The organism is Luteibacter rhizovicinus (genome assembly GCF_004342265.1).
Taxonomy (GTDB): Bacteria; Pseudomonadota; Gammaproteobacteria; order Xanthomonadales; family Rhodanobacteraceae; genus Luteibacter; species Luteibacter rhizovicinus_B.
Genome location: NZ_SMCS01000011.1, coordinates 49,093 through 65,222, shown reverse-complemented (window position 1 = coordinate 65,222; position 16,130 = coordinate 49,093). Strand labels below are relative to the sequence as shown.

General features: G+C 63.0%; 16 protein-coding genes. 12 read left to right on the top strand and 4 right to left on the bottom strand.

The genetic code is table 11. The features are described from left to right. Window positions 1–131 precede the first annotated feature (131 nt). Complete coding sequence (gene trxA / locus EC912_RS18500; protein WP_132147289.1) at window positions 132–1,001, top strand: thioredoxin; 870 nt, start codon at window positions 132–134, stop codon at window positions 999–1,001. 61 nt (window positions 1,002–1,062) lie between these two features. On the opposite strand, the gene EC912_RS18495 is transcribed toward trxA, so the two are convergent. Further along, complete coding sequence (locus tag EC912_RS18495; protein WP_132147287.1) at window positions 1,063–1,497, bottom strand: universal stress protein; 435 nt, start codon at window positions 1,495–1,497, stop codon at window positions 1,063–1,065. Window positions 1,498–1,622: 125 nt separating this feature from the next. On the opposite strand from EC912_RS18495, the gene EC912_RS18490 reads away from it, so the two are divergent. After that, window positions 1,623–2,078 carry a universal stress protein gene (locus EC912_RS18490; protein ID WP_132147284.1) on the top strand — a complete coding sequence of 152 codons (456 nt, stop codon included), beginning with the start codon at window positions 1,623–1,625 and terminating at the stop codon, window positions 2,076–2,078. 97 nt (window positions 2,079–2,175) lie between these two features. Further along, window positions 2,176–2,946, top strand: coding sequence for a cyclic nucleotide-binding domain-containing protein (locus EC912_RS18485; RefSeq protein ID WP_132147281.1), 771 nt, complete (start codon window positions 2,176–2,178; stop codon window positions 2,944–2,946). 7 nt (window positions 2,947–2,953) lie between these two features. Here the strand turns inward: EC912_RS18485 and EC912_RS18480 are convergent, their stop codons facing one another. Then, window positions 2,954–3,412 (bottom strand): PaaI family thioesterase, encoded by a 459-nt coding sequence (locus EC912_RS18480; RefSeq protein WP_207906893.1) that lies wholly within the window; start codon window positions 3,410–3,412, stop codon window positions 2,954–2,956. Between the two features lie 15 nt (window positions 3,413–3,427). After that, a complete protein-coding gene (locus EC912_RS18475) occupies window positions 3,428–3,868 on the bottom strand; it encodes a hypothetical protein (RefSeq protein WP_132147278.1) in 441 nt (146 codons plus the stop codon). Between the two features lie 188 nt (window positions 3,869–4,056). Between EC912_RS18475 and EC912_RS18470 the strand changes: the two genes are divergently transcribed. Continuing rightward, window positions 4,057–4,521, top strand: a complete 465-nt coding sequence (locus tag EC912_RS18470; RefSeq protein WP_132147275.1) for a DUF4442 domain-containing protein — start codon at window positions 4,057–4,059, stop codon at window positions 4,519–4,521. 61 nt (window positions 4,522–4,582) lie between these two features. Continuing rightward, window positions 4,583–5,614, top strand: a complete 1,032-nt coding sequence (locus tag EC912_RS18465; protein ID WP_132147272.1) for a YncE family protein — start codon at window positions 4,583–4,585, stop codon at window positions 5,612–5,614. Window positions 5,615–5,676: 62 nt separating this feature from the next. Here the strand turns inward: EC912_RS18465 and EC912_RS18460 are convergent, their stop codons facing one another. After that, a complete protein-coding gene (locus tag EC912_RS18460) occupies window positions 5,677–6,252 on the bottom strand; it encodes a Dps family protein (RefSeq protein WP_243649350.1) in 576 nt (191 codons plus the stop codon). Between the two features lie 187 nt (window positions 6,253–6,439). On the opposite strand from EC912_RS18460, the gene EC912_RS18455 reads away from it, so the two are divergent. From EC912_RS18455 to EC912_RS18425, 7 genes are all read left to right on the top strand, one after another. Beyond that, entirely contained in the window at window positions 6,440–7,075 is a 636-nt protein-coding gene (locus EC912_RS18455; RefSeq protein WP_132147269.1) for a DUF502 domain-containing protein, read from the top strand. 12 nt (window positions 7,076–7,087) lie between these two features. After that, window positions 7,088–8,854 (top strand): M14 family metallopeptidase, encoded by a 1,767-nt coding sequence (locus tag EC912_RS18450; RefSeq protein WP_132147266.1) that lies wholly within the window; start codon window positions 7,088–7,090, stop codon window positions 8,852–8,854. Window positions 8,855–9,123: 269 nt separating this feature from the next. Continuing rightward, window positions 9,124–11,262, top strand: coding sequence for a M13 family metallopeptidase (locus tag EC912_RS18445; RefSeq protein WP_132147263.1), 2,139 nt, complete (start codon window positions 9,124–9,126; stop codon window positions 11,260–11,262). A gap of 279 nt (window positions 11,263–11,541) precedes the next feature. After that, on the top strand, window positions 11,542–13,824 hold the full coding sequence (locus EC912_RS18440) for a TonB-dependent receptor (RefSeq protein WP_132147260.1): 2,283 nt from the start codon (window positions 11,542–11,544) through the stop codon (window positions 13,822–13,824). A 52-nt stretch (window positions 13,825–13,876) separates the two neighbouring features. Further along, complete coding sequence (locus EC912_RS18435; protein WP_132147257.1) at window positions 13,877–14,563, top strand: Fe2+-dependent dioxygenase; 687 nt, start codon at window positions 13,877–13,879, stop codon at window positions 14,561–14,563. Continuing rightward, on the top strand, window positions 14,563–15,270 hold the full coding sequence (locus EC912_RS18430; protein ID WP_132147254.1) for a tetratricopeptide repeat protein: 708 nt from the start codon (window positions 14,563–14,565) through the stop codon (window positions 15,268–15,270). Before EC912_RS18435 ends, EC912_RS18430 begins: the two co-directional genes overlap by 1 nt. Before the next feature lie 126 nt (window positions 15,271–15,396). Next, window positions 15,397–16,062: a response regulator gene (locus tag EC912_RS18425; protein ID WP_132147342.1), complete on the top strand. Its 666-nt coding sequence runs from the start codon at window positions 15,397–15,399 to the stop codon at window positions 16,060–16,062. Window positions 16,063–16,130: the final 68 nt, after the last annotated feature.

Below are 16,130 nucleotides of genomic sequence, written 5' to 3'. Positions count from 1 at the left end.
GATCGCATGAGGTGTAAACGACGTGCGATGAACGGCCGCCAAAGCGCGGCGCACCGGGCACGCCAGCCTTGATATGCTGCCCGCCGCCCCGATTCATACGCCCTATCGTTTCCCCGCTTTCAGGAGTTGCCGTGAGCACCGTCCCGCCCAGCCAGCCGCATGTCTTCGATGCCACGGTCGCCAATTTCGAAACCGAGGTACTGAAGGCCTCGCTCACCACCCCGGTCCTGGTCGACCTGTGGGCCGAATGGTGCGAGCCGTGCAAGACCCTGGGCCCGATCCTCGAAAAGCTGGCCGCCGAGTACAACGGTGCTTTCCGCCTTGCCAAGGTCGACGTCGAAGCCGAGCAGCAACTTGCCGCCATGTTCGGCGTACGCAGCATTCCCACCGTCGTTCTCGTGAAAGACGGTCAGGTGCTGGACGGTTTCGCAGGCGCGATGCCGGAAGGTCAGATACGCGAGTTCCTGGCCCGGCACGTGCAGCCGGCGGCCGGCGAGCCCGCCGAAGATGCGGCACCCGAGGTCGAGGAATCCGCCGAGGACGCGCTCAACCGGCTCCAGCAGGCCATCGCCGCCGAACCGGACCGGGCGGAACTGAAACTGGATCTGGCCCTCGCGCTGATGCGCGCCGGCAAGACCGAACCCGCCCAGGCGGAACTCGATGCCCTGCCCGCCAATCTTGCCACCGACGCCCGCGCCGTCCGCCTGCGCAGCCAGCTCGAACTGGCCCGTTCGCTGGAAGGCGCACCGTCGATGGCCGAACTGCGGGCACGCATCGACACTAACGACGCCGACTGGGAAGCCCGCGACCTGCTCGGCGTGCGTTTGCTGGTCGAAGGCGATGCCGCCGCCGGTCTCGACCAGTTCCTGGACATCCTGAAGCGCCAGCGCGACTGGAACGATGGCCGTGCGAAGAAGCGCCTGCTCGCCGCGTTCGCGACGATCGACGACGCCGTGCTTGTCAGCCAGTATCGCCGCCGGATGTCTTCGCTGGTTTTCTGAGCGCCCGCGCAAACGGGACCCCGGCGGTCGATTCGTCGACCATCGGCGGGTTATCGCGGACTCAGGGGCAGATCATCACCGGTACGGACGACTCGCGCAGGACGCGCACGACGTTGGCGCCCAACGACGTGCCCAACATGTGCGGTCCGCTGCGACGGCCCATAACGATCAGGTCGCATCCGCATTCGCGCTGGGTTTCGACGATGGCCTGCGCGGGATGCCCCGAGTAGGCGATACGTGTTTCGCAGACTACGCCAGCCTCGCTCGCGAGCCGCCGCACGGCGTCGACGCAATGCTCGGCCTGCGCGATCAGATCGAAATCGTATGCGACTTCCGCCATCGCCATGGCCGCCGCCATGCGGCCGCCCCGGAAAGGAACGGTCGCGTGCATCGCCAGCACGGTAGCGCCACAGACACGGGCCAGATCGACCGCGATCCTGACGGCGCGCGCACCTTCGATGGATCCATCGGTGGGTATCAGGATATGTCGGAACATCGTGAAACCCCTCCCCCGGTTGCTCACTTCCGGTATACGCCGGACCGCCGCGAATCTATTGATCGAAGTCAAATCGGGGCTGGCGCGAACGCGCCAAAGTAGGGGCGACTTCCGGACCCGCCACCATGCCGACCTCGATGCTTCCCGCCGCTCCGATCATGGTGCCGACCGACGGCACGGAAGCGTCGGCGCGCGCTATCGATATGGGCTTGTCGCTCGCCAGCGTCATGAACACGCATGTCGTCTTCTTCCATGTCCTGCCGCCGCTGGCGACGGTGGAACTGATGGCCGACACCATCCAGGGGTCCGAGCCCGGCCACGCTGCCGCGATGGCGAAACGCGGCAGGCAGATGCTGGCGTCGGCATGCTCCCGGGCGAGCGAATCCGGCGTACCGGCCGCCGCGGATCAGGTTGTGGACAGAAGGCCGGACTGCGCGATCCTCCGCGCATGCGCGAAGCACGGCTGCGGCATGATCGTCATGGCCTCGCACATGCTCGCGGAAAGCTATTCGGCGTTCCATCCCAGTTGCTCGAGAAAGGTGCTCCGGGCAGCCGGTGTCCCGGTACTGATCTGCAAATAGAGCAAATAAAGCCTTAACGCCGCGTCCCCGCGACGGTGCTACCGTCGGGCTGCAGCCCGATAGCTGAGGTATTTCGATTCCCATCCGGGATCAGACCATGCAGCAAGCCGCCACGACAGCCGAGCGGGGAAAGCTACGTTGTAGCTGCGGCGCCTGCGCGCCCCATATATGCAGCATTCCCGCCGGTCTCGACGCAAGCGATCTCATTCGCCTCGACGCCAACGTGCGCGACAAGCGTGTCCTCGAACGCGGCAAGACGCTGTTCCGCCAGGGCGACGCATTCCATTCACTGTATGTCGTTCGCGCGGGCTCGCTGAAAACCTTCGCGGAAGCCGCCGACGGCGACGTTCAGGTTCTGGGATTCCATTTCGCGGGCGAACTGGCGGGCATCGACGCGCTTGCGGACGAGCGCCACCAGTGCACAGCCGAAGCACTCGAACACACCCTTGTATGCGAGCTGCCCTATGCCCGGTTGCAGCGGATCGCCCGGGACATTCCATCGCTGCAACATCAGTTCGTGCGCATCGTCAGCAGCGAGATCGTCGCCTGCCAGGCCCACCTGGTCATGATGGGCAAGCATCAGGCACTTGAACGGCTGGCGATCTTCCTGAGTAGCCTCGCCGAACGAAACGGACGTCTTTCCCGCGATACCGAATCGCTGGTGCTGACCATGTCGCGTCAGGACATCGCCAGCTATCTCGGACTGGTCATCGAGACCGTGAGCCGTCTGTTCGCGCGCATGGAGCAGGACGGAATACTCGAAGTGGACCGCAAGTCGATAAGAATCGTCCGCCCCGACCGGCTTGCCACGCTGTGCGGCAACGCCGTCAAACCTTCCGCCCTCCGGTACGACAGCTACATCGCCTGAGAGACGTTTATTGTGTCGCTGGTATTACCGGACCGACGGCCACGTCGCCTTTCTTGATAAAGAAGGTCGCGGTGGCCGTCGCAATGACGTTGTCCTCGCTGTCGCGCAGGACCCCGGAAGTAAAAGCGACCGATGCGGTCATGTGTTCGACCTTGCCGACCCCTGCGATCTTTCCGGGTCGGGCAGGCCTCAGGTAGCTGGTCTTCGATTCGATCGTTACCGCAACCGTGTCGGGTGCTATCTGCAAGTAGAGCGCAGGCCCCATCGCGTCGTCGAGCATCGCCGAAAGGATACCGCCTTGCACGTAGCCCATGGCGTTGGTGAAGTCCCCGCCATTGGCGAACAGCACATGCGCTTCCTTCGTTTCATCGAAGTAACCGACGAACGTCCATCCAAGTGCGGCGGCCGCCCTTGGCACATCTAGTTCGCCACGGATCACTTTCCAGATCAGCGCATTCTCGTTCACGGTTGCGCCCTCCTATCAGGCACGGCAAAGAGTCGAAACCAGCATCAGCACAATGCCCATCGTGAATAGCGCGACGACCGCGGCGACCGGCCATACCGGCGTGGAAGCCCCTGTACTGGCTCGAATACGCATAGTTACCATGAGCGGCGGGATGGCCACGAGCAGGCCCAGACATTGAAGAACAAGCAGTGACGGTAACCCGCCCGCAGCGAAGAACGTGACGTAAATCCCACAGAATCCCGCGAATGCGGCGGCCAGATATGCCCAGCCCAGGAGTCGGATCAATGCAAGAAGCAGCGTGCGCATGCGTTCGTCGATATCGCGCCACGAGCGACCTGTGGCGCTGCTGTGCCAGGGCAAGAATTCGGACCTGCCCAGGTAAAGCACCGCAAACCTCGTCACGATCAGAAAGCCTGCTGTGTAACTCACGAAGGCCAATGCAGAAAATAGGTTCAATGACAGCTCCCCGCGCGGCCGAAGTCGTCGACGAGACCCGGTTCGTTCGCCGCTGTATCGTCGTTGCGACAGACATTCCTCCGCCCACTACATGGGCGTCAATAGAGCTTTGGACGTAGGCGCATCTATACTTCCGGGCCATGAACCCGCGTGCGGATGTCGCGCGGACCGCCAGCAAAGGGACCCCGTTGAAACCAAACACCTTCCGGCGCCTGCTGAATCTGTGGCCTCCCTTCTTCTTCAACGCGATCCGCGTCCAGTCGATTTCCGACGACTGGAGCGACCTGCGCGTCGTGCTGCGTCTCCGGCCCTGGAATCGCAATTACGTACGCAGCCAGTTCGGCGGCAATCTGTTCGCGATGACCGATCCGTTCTGGATGCTGCTGGCCATGCACCAGCTCGGCAACGATTACTTCGTCTGGGATAAGGCGGGCGCCATCGAATTCGTGGCACCAGGTCGCGAGGACGTTTACGCGCACTTCGTGCTCTCGCATGCCACCGTGGACGAACTGCGCGCGGAGGCGGCGGGCGGCGAGAAGGTGCTGCGCTGGTTCGACGTGGACGTGACGACGAAGTCGGGCGAGGTGATCGCGAAGGTCCGCAAGCAGCTTTACGTACGCCTGAAGCCTTCGCGGCGCCAGCCGGCTCCCTAAGCGCCAGATAAGGCACCGATCCCATGCTCGTCGTTCCTCAACGACGTTCAGGCGGTAGCTCATGCGCACACTTCGTCAGCATTTCGTTCCCGCCTGCCTGTTGTTGGCGGGTCTCGCGCCATTACCCGCCGCCGCAGCGGGAACCACGACCGGCTACGCCGTGCTGTCGCGCATGCAGATCGGCGGCGAAGGCGGCTGGGATTACCTGGCGTTCGATGGCGCCGCGCGACGCCTTTACATCAGCCGGGGCGATCGCGTCGTCGCGGTCGATGTCGATGGACAGACCCAGGCCGGCGTCATTCCGGATACGACGGGCGTGCACGGCATCGCTGTCGCGAACGATCTCGGACAGGGCTTCAGCAGCAACGGCAAAGCCAATTCGGTCACCGTGTTCGACCTTCGCACCCTCAAGACGCTCGCCACGATCGCCGGCACGGGCGACAATCCCGACGCCATCGCCTACGACCCGGCCACGCACCAGGTATTCACCCTGAACGGCAAGAGCCGCAACGCCACCGTGATCGACGCAAAGCAACGACGCGTCACCGCCACCATCGCTCTTCCCGGGAAACCCGAGTTCGCCGTAACGGAGGGTGGCCATCTTTACGTGAACATCGAAGACACCGCGCAACTCGTGGACATCGATATCGCCAAACGGACGGTGTCGCACACGTGGGCGCTTGGAAATTGCGAATCGCCCAGTGGCCTGGCGATCGACAAAGCGCATCACCGGCTGTTTTCCGTATGCGAGAACCGGATGATGACAGTCGTTGATTCGACCAGCGGACGCGTTGTAGCCAGCGTGCCGATCGGTGACGGACCGGATGCCGTTGCGTTCGATCCCGCCGAAGGCAACATCTACACGTCGAACGGCGGCAGCGGCGATATCTCCGTCGTGCACGAGGACGATCCGGACCACTATTCCGCCGTAGCCACAGTCCCCACCCAGCCGGGCGCGCGTACGCTTGCACTGGATCCGAAACTTCACCGGCTATACCTGTCGGCCGCGACACGCGACCCGGCGAGCGTCGCCGGTAAAAGGCCGACCTGGGTACCGGGGAGCTTTACGCTCCTGACAGTCGGCAAGCCCTGACCGCCGCCTTACCTCTGTTGCAGGAGCGGGCTTGACCGCAAGCCCGCTCCCACATAAAAGCCTTAGGAATTACGGCCCGTTTCGAACAGGAACCACACGCGGCGTTCGGCCTCGTCGATCCAGTTCTCCAGCAGGCTCGCGGTGGCTACATCGCCGTATTCGTCACACAAGCCATGCGTTTCGCGCATGAAAGCCGCCAGACGCATATTGTCTTCGCGCAGTTCGGCCAGCATGTCGCCCGGCGTCACGAAATCCGCATCGTTGTCGGACAGGCGCTGCAGGCGGCTGGCATGGCCAACCGAACGCAACGTGGTGCCACCGATCTTGCGTACACGCTCGGCCACGTCGTCGACGATGGCGTAGATCTGGTCGGACTGGTCGTCCAGCAGCAGGTGCAGGTCGCGGAAGTTCGGACCGGACATGTGCCAATGAAAATTCTTGGTCTTGAAATAAAGCGCGAACACATCCGCGAGCAACGCGTTGAGCCCGGCGGAGATATCGCGGGTAGCATCCGCGCCCAGGCCGCTGGGCGTACGCAGGTCGGCCTTGCGACGGCTCTTGATATCGGGACTCAGTGCCGCTTTCGCCTGCACGGCTTTCGCTTTGGCCTTTGGCTTATCTTTGACTTTCGTTTTCACATTCGATCCTTTGACGGGCTGAGGGTCTGCCTAGCATGCACCCGGAGGGGTACCGCGTGCTTGTCGAAAACAGCTTCGCGCGACGCATGTCACCGTCGCGTAAAGCGGGCCACCCCCATCCAGGCACCGTGAAAAAAAATCGCACCGTTCCCTACAATGGTCCCCGGCTCCCTCCCCGGACGGCATCATGGCCTCGCTGCGCATCAAACGTTATCTCTTCACCGGTCTGCTGACGGTGCTCCCGCTTTGGGTGACCTGGCTGGTCTTCAGTTTCGTCCTCAGCCTGCTGGCCGGGATCGGCGCGCCGCTGGTCGGCCTGTTCCTGCAAACCGCGGGCCCCACCGCCGAGCGCAGCCCTTCGTGGCTGGTCTTTATCCTTGCGCTGGCCCTGACCCTGGGCGTGCTCTATTTCGTCGGCTTCCTGGCCCACCGCGTACTCGGCGCGCGGCTGCTGTCGGGATTCGACGCCGTACTGGCGCGTATCCCGCTGGTGCAGACGATTTACGGCGGCACCAAGAAACTGATGGCCGTGCTGCAGAACAAGCCCTCGGGCGTGCAGCGTGTCGTGCTGGTCGAATTCCCGCGCGCAGGCATGAAAGTGGTGGGATTCGTCACCCGGACCATGCTCGAAGACGGGACGGGACGGGAAATGGCCGCCGTTTTTATTCCGACCACACCGAACCCCACGGGTGGTTATCTCGAAATCGTGCCGCTGGACGAACTCACGCCAACGGACTGGACGATGGACCAGGCCATGGCTTTCATCATTTCCGGTGGTGCCGTCGCTCCGGATACCCTGCCCGCTTCACGCATCGCCCACTGACCGGATCGATCCATGCGCCGTCTCTTCCTACTCTCTCTGCTTGCGGTGACTTCGATGACTCTCGATGCAAAGGACAGCTGGACCACGCCCGCCGAAGCGTCCGCGTTCCGCACGACACCCAGTTACGACGAAACGCTCGCTTATCTGCATCGCCTGGTGCAGGCGGCACCGGATCGTCTTCGTCTCGAACAGTTCGGCACGACACCGGAAGGACGGCCGATGATGATCGTGGTCGCCGGCGAGAACGGCGACCTGACCCCGGAACGTGCGCGCGCCGCCGGGAAACCGGTCGTACTTCTGCAGGCGGGTATCCATCCCGGCGAGATCGAAGGCAAGGACGCGGGCTTGATGCTGCTGCGCGATTACGCGGTCACGGGCAAGCTGCCGCACCTGCTCGATCGCGCGATACTGGTATTCATTCCCGTCTTCAGCGTCGACGGCCACGAGAACAGCAGCCCCTATCACCGCATCAACCAGAATGGCCCGGAAAGCATGGGCTTCCGCGGGCAGTCGCAATACCTCAACCTCAATCGCGATTACGTCAAAGCCGACGCCCCCGAAATGCGCGCGTGGCTGAAGCTGTGGAACACGTGGACACCCGACCTGCTCGTCGATATCCACACCACCGACGGCGCCGACTACCAGTACGACCTCACCTGGTACGCGGAAGATGCGCACAAACTACCGCCATCGATCGCGGCATGGCAGAAAGCCGCGTATGACGGTTACGTCATGCCGCACTACGAAAAGCTCGGACACCTCGCCGCGATATACCTTGAATTCAAGGATGGCCGCGACATGACGAAAGGCATCCAGAATTTCGGCTCGGGCCCCCGCTTCTCGACCGGCTATGCAGCCATCCAGAACCGCGCGGGCCTGCTGATCGAAACCCATATGCTGAAACCGTACGACGTGCGCGTTCGCGCCACGTACGACGTGGTGCGAACCGTCCTCGACTATGTCAGCTCGCAACCGGCCGCCCTGCGCGATGCGTCGCGCGAAGCCGATGCCTGGATCGTGAAGCAGGCCCGATTGCCCGTAACGTATAAAGCGTCGCCCGAGTCCACGCCCTTCGTACTCAAGGGTGTGGCTTTCACGCAGGAACACAGCGATATCTCCGGCGACACCTGGGTTCGCTACGACCCGAAAGTCCGGAAGGATTATCCGGTCCAGAACTGGAATGCGCTCGAGCCGGATCAGTCGGTGAACGTGCCGGGTGCTTATGTCATTCCCGCGCAGTGGACCGACGCCATCGAACGCCTGGATGCGCACGGCGTTCGTTATACGCGCACGACCGCGCCGGCGAAGATCGAGGTCACGCGTTATCAGCTGGACGACCCCGTGTGGGCATCGAAATCGTTCGAGCGGCATCTGATGTTGCGCGACGTGAAGCAGCGCGAGGTCCATGACACCGTGACCGTTCCCGTCGGCAGCGTCGTCGTGCCGATGGACCAGCGCGCGGCCAACGTCGCGGTCAATCTGCTCGAACCGCAGGCGCCCGATTCGCTGCTGCGCTGGGGCTATTTCAACGCGGTGTTCGAGCCGAAGGAATATGGCGAACCGCGCGTGGTGGAAGCACTCGCACGCGACATGCTGGCGAAGGACCCGGGCCTGCGGCGCGAGTTCGACGAACGCGTGAAGAACGATCCCGCGTTCGCCGCAAGCGCTTCGGCACGGTTGATGTTCTTCTTCCAGCGTTCGCCGTGGTATTCGGCGCAGGGGGTTGGGGCGTATCCGGTACTGAAAGTGGCAGTCGGGGCGCTGAAAGACCTGCGCTAAACCTCGCTGACGACCAGGAACGCCGAACACTGCCTACTCACTGTTAAAGAATGCGGCCGTCCGCGATATCGCTCATTCCAGCGATATCGCCCTGGGGCCCTGCCTGCGCTGGGGCGACGGTGAGGAAGGGGGTGGATGGAGCAGCGCAACGATAGCCCGCCCCCACCCATGACTTTCGTCACCCCCACCCCTCCACGGCGCCAACACACGTTATCCTCGGGAAGTTACCGATCTCGCCTGCGGGCGATGCCACCAACAGAGGGACATCCATGACCAAGCAGTTTCTGAAGCCGCTCGCGTTTGCGGTCGGCCTTGCGCTCACCGCCAGCGCTTGCAGCAAGCATAGCGACGCGGACACCGCCGTCCCGGGCGGCAACCAGCCTGCCCCGAGCGCTACCGCTCCGGCTCCGGCCTCGACGACGGCCGCTGCCGCCAAGGCGCCCTCGTTCGATGTTGCCGATATCGACACCAACGTCGACGCCTGCGGCGACTTCAACGGCTTCGTCAACGCCAAGTGGGTTGCCGCCAATCCGATTCCCGAAGATCGCACCCGTTGGGGCGCCTTCGACAAGCTGGCCGAAAACAGCCTCAACACCCAGCACGACATCGTCGACGAGATGAACAAGGGCGCCGACGGCGCCAAGGCCGGCTCGATCGAACAGAAGATCGGCCTGCTGTATCGCTCGGGCATGGACGACGCCGCCATCGAAACCGCGGGCGCCGCGCCGCTGAAGCCCGAACTCGACAAGATCGCCGCGCTCAAGACCAGCGCCGACGTCGTCGATTTCCTTGACTCGAGCTTCGCCGACGGCAATGGCTATGTCTTCAGCTTCAGCTCCGGTGCCGACTACCAGAACGCGAAGATCCAGATCGGCTACGCGCAGCAGGACGGCCTCGGCCTCCCGACCAAGGATTACTACACGGACCCGAAGAACGCGGAAATCCGCAAGTCCTACGTCGAATACGTCGCCAAGACCCTGACCCTCGGCGGCGTACCCGAAGCCGATGCGAAGAAGCAGGCCGACGACGTCATGAAGTTCGAAACCACGCTGGCCGCGGCATCGCTCGCGCCGGTCGAGCTGCGTACGCCGGAAAACCAGTACCACTTCGTGACCGTGGCCCAGGCCGACAAGGTCATGCCGCACTTCAAGTGGGAAAAATTCTTCGAGACCCAGGGCGTCACGGTCGACAAGGGTTTCTCGCTCTCGCAGCCGAAGTTCTTCGCGCAGGTCGACAAGATGCTGGCCTCCACGCCGGTTTCGCAGTGGCAGGCCTACCTGCGCTTCCACGCGATCGACAGCTCGTCGCCGTACCTGTCCAAGACTTTCCAGGACAACAAGTTCGACTTCTACGGCAAGACCCTCGCCGGCCAGCCGCAGCAGAAGCCGCGCTGGAAGCGCGTGCTCGGTTCGGTCAACGGCAGCATGGGCGAAGCGCTCGGCCAGCTCTACGTGGCCAAGGTCTTCAAGCCGGAAGCCAAGCAGCGTGCGAACGAACTGGTCGACAACGTGCGCAACGCCCTCAAGGCGCGCATCGAAAACCTCGATTGGATGAGCCCCGAGACGAAGGAAAAGGCCGTCGCCAAGTGGAATACCTTCCTGCCCAAGATCGGCTATCCCGACAAGTGGCGCGACTGGTCCGGCCTCGACGTGAAGGGTGACAACTACTACGCCAACGTCCAGGCGGCGTCGAAGTTCAACTATCACTACGACATCGCCAAGATCGGCAAGCCGACCGACCGCCTCGACTGGGGCATGACACCGCAGACGGTCAACGCGTACTACAACCCGACCGACAACACGATCAACTTCCCGGCCGCCATCCTGCAGCCGCCGTTCTTCGATGCCAATGGCGACGACGCCATTAACTACGGCGGCATCGGTGCCGTCATCGGTCACGAAGCCAGCCACGGCTTCGACGACGAAGGCAGCAAGTTCGACGGCGAAGGCAATAACAAGGACTGGTGGACCAAGGACGATGCCAAGAAGTTCGAGGAGCGCACCGCGCGCCTCGTCAACCAGTTCAACGAATACGCGCCGATCAAGGACAAGCCGGACCTGCACGTCAACGGCAAGCTCACCCTGGGTGAGAACATCGCCGATCTGGGCGGCCTGAACGTTGCTTACGACGCCCTGCAGGAAGCGCTGAAGAAGAACCCGACCGAAGCGCAGGCAAAGATCGACGGTTACACGCAGGACCAGCGCTTCTTCCTGAACTGGGCACGCGTGTGGCGCGGCAGCGTCCGCGAAAAGCAGGCGATGCTGTACCTCAACACCGATCCGCACGCACCGGCCTCGCTGCGCGCCATCGGCGCCCCGTCGAACATGGAATCGTTCGCTACGGCGTTCCAGTGCAAGCCCGGCGCCAACATGGTCCGTGCTGGCGAGAAGCAGGTAAAGATCTGGTAATGCCTTTCCCGTAACGGGAATGAAAAACGCCACGCAAAAGCGTGGCGTTTTTTTTGGTCCGTCATCCACCCCACCTACAGGCCGGCTCCGAATCCATTGCACGGCCCTCTTACTCTCCGTAACAGATTGCGAATCATTCTCACTTACTGTAACTTTACCGTTATGCCCGGCCCTGCCGGGGCACCAGGGAACACCAGCGCAATAACCGCCCCCGGCCACCCACCGGGACGGTTCCGCGCGGCCTGAAAAACCTATTCGTAAATGCACAAGGAAAGCCCGATGTCTTCCAACGCGTTCGTCACGTCGACGGCGACCTCCCCCCGGCGCCTCGTCGCCAGCGCTCTCGGCCTCGTCCTCGCCACATCCGCCGCGCATGCCGCCGATGTCACGGTACCGCCGCCGAAGGGCGACAAAGACGCCAAGAGCGCGGAAACGCTGGAAAGCGTCAGGGTCCAGTCCACCGTCGTCAATTCGAGCTCGCCGAAGTTCACCGCCCCACTGCTGGATACCCCCCGCTCGGTCACCGTGATTCCGCAGGAAATCATCCAGCAGAGCGCATCGATGTCGCTCCAGGATGTGCTGCGCACCGTTCCCGGCATCACCTTTGGCGCGGGCGAAGGCGGCAATCCGAACGGCGACCGTCCGATCATTCGCGGCTTCGATTCCGAGAGTTCGATCTTCGTCGACGGCGTGCGCAGCTCCGGCTCGCAGCAGCGCGAAATCTTCGACATCGAGCAGGTCGAAGTCATCAAGGGACCCAGCTCCGCCTATACGGGTCGTGGCTCCGTGGGTGGCAGCATCAATCTGGTGTCGAAAGCGCCGAAGGCCGAAAACTTCGTCAGCGGCACGGTCGGCCTGGGCACGGACAGCTACAAACGCGGCACCGCCGACTGGAACCAGCTGATCGGTTCGGACTCCGCCTTCCGCCTGAACGTCATGGCCCACGACGCCGATGTGCCGGGGCGTAACGGTCCGGACCAGAGCCGCTGGGGCATCGCTCCCTCGATCACCTTCGGCCTGCACGCCGATACCAGCGTCACGCTGAGCTATTACCACCTGCAGTCCGACGACACGCCGGACAGCGGCATTCCGTACAACAACCCGAACAACGCACCCAACCGCAGCGGCAGCCCGATCCACGTGCCGCGCGGTACGTACTACGGCCTGCTCGATCGCGATTTCCAGAAGCAGAAAAACGATATCGGCCAGATACTGGTCAAGCACGACTTCGGCGATGGTTGGCAGCTGCGCAATACCACGGTGTATGCCCGCTCCACGAACGATTACATCTGGACGCAGCCCGACGACAGCCAGGGCAACTTCCTGGTCAACGGCGGTATCTGGCGCCGTAACAACAACCGCATCAGCGACACGACCAACGTGACGAACCAGACGGACCTCACGGGTACGTTCGAGACCGGCTCGGTCAAGCACACGCTCGCGGTAGGCGTGGAAATCAGCAACGAGAAGACCAACCGCACCAGCTACCTGGTCGATCCGGCAAAGAACGCCGCCGACACCCACAACAGCGGCTCGATCGTCAACGGCGCCTGCACCAGCAAGTACGGCATCGGTGCGCCCTCGAACTACTGGTGCGCTCCCGTCATCAATCCCAATCCGCACGATCCGTGGACCGGTGCGATCGTCGGCGGACAGAACCCCGCGCGCATCACGACGAATACGCGCTCCGCGTGGGCGTTCGACACGATGGAACTCAACGAAATGTGGTCGCTGAATCTCGGCACGCGTTTCGACAGCTTCGAAACGAAGTCGACCGCACTGACCACCACGACGAACGTCACCACGGTCGCCAAGAACGATTCGAACTTCTGGAACTACCAGGCTGGCGTCGTATTCAAGCCCGCCGCCAACGGCAGCATCTACGCGTCGTACGGCACGTCGTCGAATCCGCCCGGCGTGGATGCCGGCGACGGTGCCGATGGCATCGCCGTCACGAACAGCGCGTTGAAGCCGGAAAGCAGCCGCAACCTCGAAGTCGGTACGAAGTGGGACGTTCTCGAGCAGCGCGTGTCGCTGACCGGTGCCATCTTCCGCACCGAAAAGACGAATGCGCGCGTCGCCACCGGCGGCCGCGGCAGCACGCAGATCAACGCGGGCAAGCAGCGCGTCGACGGTATCGAAATCGGTGCAAGCGGCAATATCACCGAACAATGGAATGTCTTCGCCGGCTACACCTATCTCAACAGCAAGCTGATCCAGCCGGCACCGGCCGATATCGCCAGCAAGGGCAACCAGTTCCCGAATACGCCCAAGAACAGCTTCACGCTGTGGACCAGCTACGCCATCACGCCGCGGCTCACCGTCGGCGGCGGCGCGTATGCCATGGACAAGGTCTATGGCAACACCGCGAACACCAAATGGGTTCCCGGCTATACGCGTTTCGACCTGATGGCCTCGTACGTCGTCAATCGCAACGTAACGCTGCAGCTGAACGTCCAGAACCTCACGAACAAGTACTATTTCGACAAGGCCTACGCCGCGCACTACGCGAACGTAGCACCGGGTCGGGTTGGCATCCTCAGCGCCAACTTCAAGTTCTGATGCACAACGTACCTCCCCGCGCTGTCGGGGAGGTACTTACAGGCCAGCTCGCATGCTTCTGCACATCCCCGAAGTCCTGACCGCAGTCGAAGTCGCGACGGTACGCCGGCGACTTTCCGAAGCGCACTGGGCGGATGGCCGCATCACGGCGGGCTATCAGTCCGCCACCGCCAAGGACAACGCCCAGCTTCCCGAGAACGATCCGCTCGCCATCGAGCTCGGCGACGCGGTGCTCCAGGCACTTTCGGCCAATACGACGTTCTTCGCTGCGGCGTTGCCGAAACGCATCTACCCTCCCCTGTTCAATCGCTACGATGGCGGCCAGTCGTTCGGCTTCCACGTGGACAACGCCGTTCGCTACGATCGCCGGACATCTCCGCCGGAAGCCGTGCGCACGGATCTTTCGGCCACGTTATTCCTGGCCGATCCGGATACTTACGACGGTGGCGAACTCGTCATCGAAGACACTTTCGGCACGCATTCGGTAAAACTGCCGGCCGGTCACCTGGTGCTTTATCCCGGCAGCAGCCTGCACAAGGTTTTGCCCGTCACGCGCGGAGAGCGCGTAGCCTCGTTCTTCTGGATACAGAGCCTGGTGCGCGACGACGGCCATCGACGCCTGCTGTTCGATCTAGACGTGTCGATCCAGACCCTTACGGCGTCGGGCGCCGATGCATCCGCCCTGCTTCAGCTGACCGGCGTGTATCACAACCTTCTGCGTCAATGGGCCGAGACCTGATGCCCTTCGATCCGTCCGAACTGGCCAGCCGCTTCGACGAATCGCCGGAAGCCGCTTTCGCTTACGTCGCGGAACTGGCACGCGCAGGCGACGCTGCGGCGCAGACCATCGCTGGCCAGATGTATCTCGACGGCAACGGCTGCGAAAAAGCGCCCTCCGAGGCGCTGTACTGGTTTCAGCAGGCCGCCCATCGGCACTCGCCGATGGCGATGAACATGCTCGGTCGCTGTTACGAGAACGGTTGGGGTAACGCGGTCGACTACGATCTGGCGGCGGTCTGGTTCCGCCGCGCCGCCGACACCGGCCTGGACTGGGCGGTTTACAACTACGCGCACCTGCTGGCGAATGGTCGCGGCGTGACGAAGGACCGTGCCGCGGCGTTCGTATGGTTCAGCCGTGCCGTTGATATGGGCCATGCGCGGTCCATGAACTTCCTTGCCCAGTACTACGAAAACGGCTGGGAAACGCCGCACGATCCCGACAAGGCCATGGCGCTCTTCCGGCGCTCGGCCGAAGCGGGCGACTATCGCGGCGAATGCAGCTGGGCCTCGGTGCTTGCCACGCAAGGTCGCGTCGACGAGGCGGAAACCTTCCTGCGTAGCGCGATCCCCAAAGCGCCGTCCTATTTCCTGGACGCACTCGCCGATGCGCTGGCCCGGTCCCCGTATCCCCAACTGCGATCGCTTCTGACCAGCCCTCGTCCTTAAGGCGCCCCTAAGCCTCGTACCGAACAATACTTGCGCAACGTGCGCGTATTGGCGTTGCCCGAACGATGCCACGCGGTGGCTTACCTTCCATGGTGCGACGTGGGCAAAGAGGTCGAGGAGCTGACCGTGCATATCATCGTCATCGAAGACGATGCTCAGCTGGGTGCGGCGATAAAACGTGCCCTCGAGCAGCTTTCGTACGCGGTCACCTGGCTGCGTACCGGACCCGAGGGCCTCGAAGCCCTGAAGGGCGAAACCGCCGATCTGGTATTGCTGGATTTCGGACTGCCCGGAAAAGACGGCCTGGAGGTCCTGATCGAAGCACGTCGACTCCGCGTCACGACGCCCATCATTGTCATGACCGCGCGGGAGTCCGTCGAGGCACGCATTCGCGGTCTCGATGCCGGTGCGGACGACTATCTCGTCAAACCGTTTCATCTGGATGAGCTGGCGGCAAGAATACGTTCCCTCACCCGCCGCGCGCACGGCCTTGCCGACAATTGCCTGGAGGCGGGCGCGCTCGAACTCAATCTGAGTACGTTCGAGGTCAGTTACCGTCAAGAGCGGGTGGAGCTGACGCGTCGCGAATTTTCGCTGCTCCAGATTCTGATGGAACGGACCGGCAGGATCGTCCGCAGGGAAACGCTGGAACGGTCGCTCTACGGCATCGACAACACGCTCAGTCCCAATGCGCTCGAGGTCCTCGTGCACGCGCTCAGGCGAAAGCTCAGCCATGAAGCGATCCAGACGGTGCGCGGCTTCGGCTACATGGTTCCCCGCGATCCACGATAAACACAACGTCCACCCGACCGCCTTTGCCCTCCTGCCGGCCGCCGCGTGGGTGGCGCCGGCCCCCTTCC